Annotated in this window: 9 protein-coding genes and 1 pseudogene; 6 read left to right on the top strand and 4 right to left on the bottom strand. The window is 70.6% G+C overall.

All coding sequences use genetic code 11. From position 1 onward, the window contains the following. From ACTHL9_RS02360 to ACTHL9_RS02350, 3 genes are all read left to right on the top strand, one after another. On the top strand, window positions 1–2496 hold a 2496-nt coding region (locus tag ACTHL9_RS02360; RefSeq protein ID WP_440517065.1), incomplete at its 5' end, for a family 78 glycoside hydrolase catalytic domain. Window positions 2497–2505: 9 nt separating this feature from the next. Next, window positions 2506–3558, top strand: a complete 1053-nt coding sequence (locus tag ACTHL9_RS02355) for a LacI family DNA-binding transcriptional regulator (RefSeq protein ID WP_440517064.1) — start codon at window positions 2506–2508, stop codon at window positions 3556–3558. 89 nt (window positions 3559–3647) lie between these two features. Then, on the top strand, window positions 3648–4736 hold the full coding sequence (locus ACTHL9_RS02350; RefSeq protein ID WP_440517063.1) for a YihY/virulence factor BrkB family protein: 1089 nt from the start codon (window positions 3648–3650) through the stop codon (window positions 4734–4736). Here the strand turns inward: ACTHL9_RS02350 and ACTHL9_RS02345 are convergent. Then, the gene (locus ACTHL9_RS02345) at window positions 4724–5203 is read right to left on the bottom strand and encodes a hypothetical protein (RefSeq protein WP_440517062.1); all 480 of its coding nucleotides are present in this window, start codon (window positions 5201–5203) and stop codon (window positions 4724–4726) included. The two genes, ACTHL9_RS02350 and ACTHL9_RS02345, sit on opposite strands and share 13 nt — an antisense overlap. 100 nt (window positions 5204–5303) lie before the next feature. Here ACTHL9_RS02345 and ACTHL9_RS02340 point away from each other — a divergent pair, with 100 nt between their 5' ends. Further along, complete coding sequence (locus ACTHL9_RS02340) at window positions 5304–6011, top strand: TetR/AcrR family transcriptional regulator (protein ID WP_440517061.1); 708 nt, start codon at window positions 5304–5306, stop codon at window positions 6009–6011. Beyond that, window positions 6008–6523: a hypothetical protein gene (locus ACTHL9_RS02335; protein WP_440517060.1), complete on the top strand. Its 516-nt coding sequence runs from the start codon at window positions 6008–6010 to the stop codon at window positions 6521–6523. Before ACTHL9_RS02340 ends, ACTHL9_RS02335 begins: the two co-directional genes overlap by 4 nt. Window positions 6524–6530: 7 nt before the next feature. Here the strand turns inward: ACTHL9_RS02335 and ACTHL9_RS02330 are convergent, their stop codons facing one another. The 3 genes from ACTHL9_RS02330 to ACTHL9_RS02320 all read right to left on the bottom strand — a co-directional run bounded on the left by ACTHL9_RS02330 (window position 6531) and on the right by ACTHL9_RS02320 (window position 8594). Continuing rightward, window positions 6531–6668: a hypothetical protein gene (locus ACTHL9_RS02330; RefSeq protein ID WP_440517059.1), complete on the bottom strand. Its 138-nt coding sequence runs from the start codon at window positions 6666–6668 to the stop codon at window positions 6531–6533. Window positions 6669–6745: 77 nt separating this feature from the next. Next, window positions 6746–7306, bottom strand: a complete 561-nt coding sequence (locus ACTHL9_RS02325) for an ArsR/SmtB family transcription factor (protein WP_440517058.1) — start codon at window positions 7304–7306, stop codon at window positions 6746–6748. Window positions 7307–7337: 31 nt separating this feature from the next. Continuing rightward, a complete protein-coding gene (locus ACTHL9_RS02320; RefSeq protein WP_440517057.1) occupies window positions 7338–8594 on the bottom strand; it encodes an acetoin utilization protein AcuC in 1257 nt (418 codons plus the stop codon). A gap of 42 nt (window positions 8595–8636) precedes the next feature. On the opposite strand from ACTHL9_RS02320, the pseudogene ACTHL9_RS02315 reads away from it, so the two are divergent. Then, window positions 8637–9118, top strand: a pseudogene (locus ACTHL9_RS02315) (TrkH family potassium uptake protein); the annotation flags it as partial.

Here is a 9118-nt window from a genome sequence, read left to right as displayed (position 1 = left end):
ATCGCGTTCCACAGCGCTGGCCCGGGCACGGGTCTCCTACTCGAATTCGGGCGGGGCGGTCATCTGCTCCTGCGCCCGCTTCCAGCGTGGGATCAGCCCGCCGAGCCGTTCGAATGGACGACGGCGCCGCTCGCCGAAGCTTTCGTCGGGCCCCAAGGAAGCGGGTCGGCCGACGCGGGGTGGCGGCACGTGCGCATCGAAGCGAACCGCGGCTGGCTCTCCGTCGCCGTCGACGGTCACCACGCGCTCGGGGCGCCCCTCCCCGCGCCGGCCGGGACCGCCGTCGCACTTCACGCCGCGCCCCGAGCGGAAGGTGCCCTGCGCTCGCTCGCCCTGACGGACGGCGCCAGCACCTACCGCTACGACGCCGCCGAGGGGCTGGACGGCTGGCCGGAGACGACCCCGTTCCGGCAGCCCGACGAGTGGACGCTGCTCCGCGCTGAGCTCCCCCTCACGGGGACGGTGCGGCGCGCGGTCCTGTATGGGGCCGCGCGGCATCAGGCCTGGGTGTCGATCGCAGGATGCGAAGTCCTGGCCCTTTCCTCGTTCGGGTACCCGGGCGAGGACTACTACGACGCCGTCGACGTCACAAGTGCACTGCGTGCCGGGGGCGAAAGTCCCGCCGTCGAGATCCTCGCCCACTGGTTCGGCCCTGGGCAGGGGCGCGCCTCGACCGAACCGGGTGTCCTCGCCGATCTTCGCGTCGAGTACGACGACGGGAGCACGGCCATGCTCGCGACCGGCCCTGAGTGGAGGGTCGCCGAGGCGCCGTACGGGCAGGCCGGATACCGCAACGACGAGGGCGACCCGATCGAGCAGTCGCTCGGGGACGGCGCGGCAGACTGGACGCCAGCACGCGTCCTCGGCCTGCACCCCCACCCCGAATTCCCCGCGCTGCACCCGCGCCGCGCCCACACGACTGAGCACCGGGACGAGCCCGTCCGCTGGCTGATGGCCGACGACGGGACGGCCGTCGCCGATTTCGGGACCGTTCGGGCGCGCCGTCCCCGAGCGGAGCTCGGCGCGGGAAGCGCCAGCCGCCTCCGAGGGGGCTACGTCCTGAGGCCGGACGGGCGGGTCGACGCCGGCAAGACCGCGAGCCAGAACACGGATATGTCCTTCCTCGCCGGGCCGCGGCATGACTCGGAGACCTTCGACGCGCGTGTGCACCTCGGCTTCCGCTACCTCGAGATCGAGGGGAACCAACCTGCCCGGCTGGACGCCGCCGTCGTCCACGCCGCCCATCCGGCGGAGGCGGTCGTCGAGACGTCCGACGCGCAGCTCAACGCGGTCCTGCGCCTGCTCCAGGATTCTGCGCTCCACGGCGTCCAGGAGCGGTTCGTCGACACGCCCACCCGCGAGAAGGGGCAGTTCCTCGCTGACGCGGCGAACATCTCCTACGCGACGATGGCGGCGTTCGGCGAGCGCGAGTTCACGCGGCAGGCGCTGCGCGAGTTCGCGTGGTCGGGCCGACGCTACTGGGATTCGCCCGAGGAACGCGGCCGCGTCAACGCGGTATACCCGAATGGCGACGGCAAACGGGACATCCCGGACTTCAGTCTCATGCTGCCCGAGTGGGCCGAGGCCTATGGGCGTCACACCGGCGATGACGCCTTCATCGCCGAGCTCCTCCCCTCGCTCGAGGCCACGTGCGGCTACGTCCAGCGGTCCATCCCCGCGAGCGGGCCATTCAAGGGCCTCGTGACCAGGCTCGAGGGCGGCTCCGGGCCGTATCTGCACGGCATCGTGGACTGGCCCGCGCCGAATCGCTTCGGCTACGACATGGAAACTGTCGCCCGGACGACCGTGAATGCCCAGGCGTACTCGGCGCTGGCCTCAACCGCCCGGCTGTGCGCGTGGCTCGGGCAAAGCCGCCGCGCCGCCGAACTCCACGACCGGGCCAGCCGGCTCGCCGCCGCGATGGAGGGCCGGCTGCGCGTCGACGGCGTGCTCGTGGACGGGCTGCTCAGCGACGGCACGCCGAGCGCGCATGCGTCTCAGCATGCGACGGTGTTCCCGCTGGCCGTCGGCGTCACCTCCCCGGAACGGCGCGCAGACGACGCCGCCCGCGCTACCGCCTTGGGGCTCCGCATGGGGCCGATGACGTGGCATCGGCTGCTCGAGGCCCTCGTGGACGCGGGCCGGATTGACGACGCGCTCGGCGTGGTCCTCGACGACCCGTCGCGGGGCCCGCTTTCCTGGCTCGACCAGGACGCCACCTTCACGTGGGAGTCCTGGAAGCTCGCGCCCGGATCCGATCACAGCCAGTCGCACGCGTGGTCCGCCGCCGCGTGGCCCGTGCTCGTGGACGGGATCCTCGGCCTGCGCCGCGTCGCGCCCGGACAGCTCGGGCTCGAGCCGCCGGTCTGCCGTCTCGACTGGGTCCGCGCCGAGCTCCCCCTCGAGCAGGGGACGCTCCGGCTGGCCTGGCGGCGCACGGCTGAGGGGGTCGACCTCGAGTGCGACGTTCCGCCGGGGGTCGCGCTCACGCGATAGTCTCCCTCCATGAACCGCGCCCCCCACTCCTCTGCGCCTGCACCTGGGAACGCGAGCATCCGCGACGTTGCGGAACTCGCGGGCGTCTCCGTCGGCACAGTCTCGAACGTGCTCAACCGGCCGGACATCGTCCGCGCGGGGACGGTCGAAAAGGTGCACGCTGCGATCAAGGAGCTGGGATTCGTCCGCAACGACGCGGCGCGGCAGCTACGGGCGGGGCGGTCGACGACGATCGGCCTCGTGGTGCTCGACGTCCGGAACCCCTTCTTCACCGACGTCGCGCGCGGCGCCGAGGACGAGGCAGCCCGCGGGGGCCTTTCGGTGGTCATGGCGAACAGCGACGAGTCCCCCGAGCGCGAGGCCGCGCACGTGGACTACTTCGAGACGCAGCGCGTCCTCGGCCTCCTCATCTCCCCCATCGGGGATCTCGGGGAGCGCCTCGAGCGGCTTCGCTCCGCTGGGACTCCCGCGGTGCTCGTGGATCGCATTTCCGGGACGCGCAGCCTGAGCTCGGTGGCGGTCGACGACGTCGAGGGAGGCAGGATTGCGGCCCGCCACCTGCTCGAACTCGGCAGGCGCCGGCTCGCCTTCGTGGGCGGCCCCGCCGGCCTGGCACAGATCCAGGACCGCCTCGCCGGCGTCCGGAACGCCGCCGAGGCGTTCGATGGCGCTAGCGTCGAGGCGATCGAGACGATCGGCCTCACCTTCGACGACGGCCGGCGCGCCGCCCGCGCACTCCTCGCGCGGCACGCGGCCGACCGTCCCGACGCGCTCGTGGCCGCCAACGACCTCGTTGCGATCGGAGCCCTGCAGGTGCTGATGGGCGAGGGCCGCCTCAGCGTCCCCGAGGACATCGCCATCGTGGGGTACGACGACATCGATTTCGCAAGCGCTGCCGTCGTCCCTCTCTCCTCGGTGCGCCAGCCGCGCGAGCTCATCGGGAAGACGGCGGTCACCATCCTCCGCGAGGAGGCGGAGGACCCGACGCTCGAGCCCCGGAATGTGGTCTTCAAGCCGGAGCTCATCGTGCGGGCCTCGACGGCCGGGCGACGGGAAGGATGACGCCGAGGCGGCAATGCGCTTGGTTTCACCGGTGCGCGCGGAGGGCATGAGTCGTCCATCTGACTCTTGTCCCGACGAGGAGCAACCCTGTGAGCGAAGTGAATTCCGGAAGCACCACCACGCGCAAGGCTGCGGCCGCCCCCGACCCTGACGACCCCCGCAAGCCTGACCGACTGCGGGAGGTCACGAAGCCGTCGTGGAAATACGTCGCGAAGAAGACGTTCCGCGAGTTCACCAACGACCAGTGCCCAGACCTGGCGGCGAGCCTCACCTACTACTCGGTCCTCTCCCTGTTCCCTGCGCTGCTTGCCCTCGTCTCCCTCCTCGGGCTCTTCGGCCAGGCGGAGAAGACTACCGAGGGGATGATGAACATCATCCAGAGCGTGGCGCCGGGCTCGACGGCGGACACGATCCGACAGCCGATCGAGGACCTCGTGCACAATCCCGCTGCGGGACTCGCGCTGATCGGCGGCATCGCGGGCGCGCTGTGGTCGGCGTCCGGCTATGTCGGCGCCTTCGGCCGCGCGATGAACCGAATCTACGAGGTGGACGAGGGCCGAGGCTTCGTCAAGGTCCGCGGAACCATGCTGGGCGTGACCGTGGTTGCAGTGATCGTCGCCGCCGTGGTCGCCGGAATGCTCGTGCTGAGCGGCCCCGTGGCGGAGGCCGTGGGCGGGGCCATCGGGCTCGGCGGCCCCGCCGTGGCGGTGTGGGAGATCGCAAAGTGGCCGGTCGCCGTCGTCCTCGCCATCATCCTCATCGCGATCCTGTACTACTTCACGCCGAATGTGCGCCAGCCGAAGTTCCGCTGGATGAGCACGGGATCCCTCATCGCACTCCTGGTGTTCGCCCTCGCGACGCTGGCGTTCGGCTTCTACGTGGGGAACTTCGGCCACTACAACAAGACGTACGGCGCTCTGGGCGGCGTCATCATCCTGCTCCTGTGGCTGTGGATCCTGAACATGTCCCTGCTGTTCGGCGCCGAGGTCGACGCCGAGGTCGAGCGCGGTCGGGAACTCCAGGCCGGGATCCGAGCCGAGGAGACGATCCAGCTCCCGCCGAAGGACACCCGGAAGATCGAGAAGAAGCAACAGCAGGAGGAAGAGGACATCCGGCACGCGCGCGAGCTGCGCCGGGAGCACGGCCGGGTGGACGAGCGCGATTCTCAGCGCGGATGAGCCACACGGCCCGCGCGCATCCACACCACAGCGTTCTGCGCGGCGAAGGTCACGGCCAGCGCGAGCAGGAGTTCGCCGATCACCAGGCCCTGGGGCAGCTTCGCCTCGTACGAGACGACCGCGAAGGGGAGCCGCGCCGCGATAAGGGCCGCCCAGGCGACCAAGGTCATCCGGGACCCCTTGACGTAGACCGCGCCCTGCTGATCCCACAGTCGGAAGGTGGTGCCACGCCAGAGCCCGGCCGCCGCCCCGACCGCCAGGCTGAGGACGAGGAGAGCGGCCGTCCCGAGCCCGTCGAGTGGCTGGCGGGCAAGCTGTTGGAAGGCGAAGAGCCCGAGCACGGCCGGCAAGAGCACAAGTCGTCGGCCCCGGAGCGGCTGGGCTCTCATCTGGCGGTAGAGCACGAAGCCAATCAGGCCCGCGTAGATCGCGATCGTGGCCAAGGCCGAAAGAGTCTGCGCCGACATCATCCATCCCGCCCTTCGGCGTGGTTGTGGCTGTATCCCGTGAACCCGGCCTCGGCAAGCTCAGTTCCGTAAGCCTTACGGTATTCGATACCATACGCCTATGGCAGCTGCTGTCAAGCCCTCGAGGGACCGACGTCCCCGCGGCTCCCTCTCGCGGGAGGTAGTGGTCGAGGCGGCCCTCGCCCTTGCCGACGCCGAGGGACTCGAGGCGTTGAGCATGCCGAACCTGGCCCGGCGCCTCGGCTGCGGCGTGATGACCATCTACGGCCACATTCGCGACAAGGAGGACCTCCTCGACGCCCTAGCCCAGCGCGGTCTACGGGATCTCCGGCTGCACGAGCCTGCCCGGAACACGGCCGAGGACATCCTCTTGGCCTGGGGCAGAGCCCTGCGCGAGACGCTGACCGCGCACCCCAGCCTGCCCGTCGTCTTCCTCTCGCGGGCAGTCATCGGGCCCGGCATCTTTCGAGGCCTTGAAGCCCTGCTCGAACGATTGGAGCATGCTGGCATGCCTCCCGCCGTCGGGGTCCACGCCGTCTACGCAGTGCTCGTCTACACCGCCGGATTTGTCGCCTGGGAAGTACCCCGAACTCACCGACAGTCCCGCGAGGACTACGCCTCGGCGTGGCGCCGCGGGTTCGCGGCGCTGCCCCCCGCGGCCTTCCCCCTGACCGCCCGCGTGCTGGACCGGCTTCCGGAAGTGGCGGGGGGCGAGCAGTTCGAGTTCGGCCTCCACGCCATGGCCTCCGGTCTGGGCCGTGCGACGGCACCTCCGCCCATGCAGAGTTCAGGCGGCTCCTCCCGATGACCAGCGTCCTTGAACCGCTCCATCCCTTCCTCACGACACTCGGAGGGGGAGCGGCCACCCTCCTGGGTCTGCTGTTCGTCTCGGTCTCGATCAACGTCCGCCGGATCGTCGAGCATGAGGACACCAAAGAGCTGGCCCGCCAGACGTTCGTCAGTTTCGTCTCGGTGCTGCTCTACGCGCTATACGCCCTGCTGCCGCAGCCACTCTGGCAGCTCGGCATCGAGATGGCCGCGACGTCCCTGGTCCTCATCGTCCAGGGTGCGCCCCGGTTCCTGCGCTCCTTCCGCCGCGAGCGCAGCCACCTCACCCGGCGCGCACAAGTCCTGCGCTTCGGACTCGGGCTCTTCCTCCAAGCGGCCGCGCTCGCCATCGCCATCGACTTCCTTGTCGGTGACCTTCGCGGGGCCTCATGGCTGATCGCGGTCGAGCTTTCCCTCCTGGCCGGCGCCGCGAGGAATTCCTGGGAACTGCTCGTCGAGCTGGGCAATTCCCCACGCAACCCGAGCAACTAGGGACGCCTCACCCGAGTCCCTCCAGCCCCGGCAGGCAGCGCTGCAGCGGGCGGCGATCCTGGGGGGCGCCCAGCACGGGCTCGTCGAGCAGGTCCTCGATCGAGGTCTGCCCTTCGAGGACTTCCAGCTGCTCCGTGCTGCTCATGGATCTGACGATATGTCCGGCGCCCCGACGGCTGTGGGAGCCTCGCTCAAACGGGACGCGGACCGCGAGGCCGTGAGTCAGCCCTGCTGCCGCCCGGGTTCCTTGCGGCGGCCGAACTTCGGCAGATTCGCGATGATCTCGGCGGCGCCCTTGGCGGCTCGCTCGACCGTCCGTTCGACCGTGCGCTGGATCTGCTGGGGCCGGGTGCCCGCCGCGGCAGCGACCCCGGCAGGCGATGGCGCGTAGGGTTCCGACCCGGGAACGATCGGCAGGCTGGGCGCCAGGGGCTCGCCCTCGAGGGGCTCCCCGAGCGACGGCACGACGGCGGATGCTACAGCGGCGGGTTCGGTCGCCGTCGTCGTCTGCTCGCTGAGGGCCGGGGCGGCCCGCAGCGAGGTAAGCCATCCGCCGACCTCGGCGAGAGGCTCGAGGCGCAGGGCGTAGTAGCGCTTCTGTCCCTGCGCGCGCGTGGTGACCAGGCCGGCATCACGGAGGACCTTGAGGTGTTTGGACACCGTGGGCTGGCTCGCGTCGAGCGCCTCGACGAGTTCGCCCACCGCCTTGTCGCCGCCACGCAGCTCACGGAGGATGTCCCTGCGAGTGTGGTCGGCGATGACGGCAAAGATGTCTGTCACCATGCCTCCAGCCTACCGAGGTGAGATCCCGGATTCAGTCGAACCACGGGTCCAGGCCATGCACCGGGAAGACCTCCTTGCGGGTGGCCATGATGGCGCGGTCCACCGGGTCGTGGGGGTTGAAGCCGACGTCCCACGAGCGCCACCAGGTGTCGGCGTCCTCACCCATCCGGGCCGGGATCGCCTGACCCTCGACGAGCGCCGGGTACTTCCTGGCGGCGAAGTCCTGCCACGCGGCCGGAATCTCAGTCTGGAGCGGGATCGGATGCCCCGTCACGATACCCACCAGATGGGCCCATACGCGCGGCACGACGTGGAGCACGCTGTAGCCGCCGCCCCCCGTGGCCAGCCAACGGTCCGAACAGAAGCGCGCCGCGAGCCCGGAGATGGCGAGCGCGACTTCCCGCTGCGCATCCACGCTGGTCCGCAGGTCTGCGAGCGGGTCGAGGGAGTGGGAGTCGCAGCCGTGCTGGCTCACGATCGCGTCGGGTCGGAACGCTTCGATGAGCGGCGGGACGATGGCGTGGAACGCGCGCAGCCAGCCCGCGTCTCCGGTGCGCGCGGGGAGGGCCACGTTGACCGCCGATCCGAGGGCGTCGGGTCCCCCGATCTCGTCCGGGAACCCGGTCCCCGGGAAGAGCGTCAGGCCGCTCTCGTGGAGCGAGATGGTGAGGACGCGGGGGTCGTTCCAGAAGGCCGCCTGCGTTCCGTCGCCGTGGTGCACGTCCACGTCGATATAGGCGACCCGGGCGAAGCCCCCGTCGAGCAGCCGCTGGATGGCGAGCGCGGCGTCGTTGTAGATGCAGAAGCCGCTCGCGTGGTCGGCGGCGGCGTGGTGCATGCCGCCGGCGAAGTTGACCGCGTGCTGCGCCTGGCCGTCGAGAATGGCATCGGCGGCCTCGAGGGAGCCCCCCGCGATACGCGCGCTCGCCTCGTGCATGCCGGCGAATACCGGGTCGTCGTCGGTGCCGAGTCCGCGCTCCGGGAGGGGCGAGGACGGGTCCTCGCTCACGCTGCGGACCGCGGCGATGTAGTCGCGGGTGTGGACGGCGGCGAGTTCGTCGTCGCTCGCCACGTGAGGCTCGACGACGGCGACCCCCGGGAGCGCGAAGAGCCCGAGTTCTTCGCAGAGACGGGCGGTGAGGTCCAGCCGGCTCGGATGCATGGGGTGGTGGGGGCCGAAGTCGTAGGCGAGCAGGGACTCTCCCCACGCGATGCGGGTGGGGTGCTCCCTGCGCCTGATCCCGCCCGAAGCCGCGGCTGAGGGCTGCGTCGGTGCGGCATCGGACATAAGGTTCAGGCTACCGGAACGGCCCGTGGTTTACTGGTCCCCGTGGCACAGACCCAGTCGTCCTGGCGGCCGACTCCGCCTCGCGAGAGCCTCGGCCCCCTGACCGGGCTGCGCGACGTCGTCGACCGGCTCGCCGCCTCCTCCCCCGCACGCCTCGCGCTCCTGTCGTTCTTCGGCGTGATTGTGATCTTCACGCTCCTGCTGTCCCTCCCGATCGCGTCCGCTGACGGAAATGTCACGCCGTTGCACCAGTCGCTCTTCACGGCCACGTCCGCGGTGTGCGTGACAGGGCTGACTGTTGTCTCGACCGCCGCCCACTGGTCCACGTTCGGGCACGTCGTGATCCTGCTCGCCATCCAGATCGGCGGCTTGGGCATCCTCACCCTCGCCTCGGTCCTCTCGCTCGCCATGAGCCGCGGACTCGGAGTGCGGGGGAAGCTCATTGCCCGCGAGGCCATGAACAACGCCGGGCGCCTCGGCGAGGTGGGCGGGCTGCTGCGCATCGTCGTCGCGACGTCCGTGGT

Origin of the sequence: Sinomonas sp. (assembly GCF_051955515.1) — a bacterium.
GTDB lineage: Bacteria > Actinomycetota > Actinomycetes > Actinomycetales > Micrococcaceae > Sinomonas.
The sequence above is the reverse complement of the archived record's forward strand: the minus strand, read 5'-3'. Positions and strand labels throughout refer to the sequence as shown.

Bases quoted from the DNA above. Each gene is read 5' to 3' on its own strand.
- ACTHL9_RS02355 (WP_440517064.1), top strand. From the start codon at position 2,506: ATGAACCGCGCCCCCCACTCCTCTGCGCCTGCACCTGGGAACGCGAGC.
- ACTHL9_RS02345 (WP_440517062.1), bottom strand. From the start codon at position 5,203: ATGTCGGCGCAGACTCTTTCGGCCTTGGCCACGATCGCGATCTACGCG.
- ACTHL9_RS02335 (WP_440517060.1), top strand. From the start codon at position 6,008: ATGACCAGCGTCCTTGAACCGCTCCATCCCTTCCTCACGACACTCGGA.
- ACTHL9_RS02325 (WP_440517058.1), bottom strand. From the start codon at position 7,306: ATGGTGACAGACATCTTTGCCGTCATCGCCGACCACACTCGCAGGGAC.
- ACTHL9_RS02320 (WP_440517057.1), bottom strand. From the start codon at position 8,594: ATGTCCGATGCCGCACCGACGCAGCCCTCAGCCGCGGCTTCGGGCGGG.
- ACTHL9_RS02330 (WP_440517059.1), bottom strand. From the start codon at position 6,668: ATGAGCAGCACGGAGCAGCTGGAAGTCCTCGAAGGGCAGACCTCGATC.
- ACTHL9_RS02340 (WP_440517061.1), top strand. From the start codon at position 5,304: ATGGCAGCTGCTGTCAAGCCCTCGAGGGACCGACGTCCCCGCGGCTCC.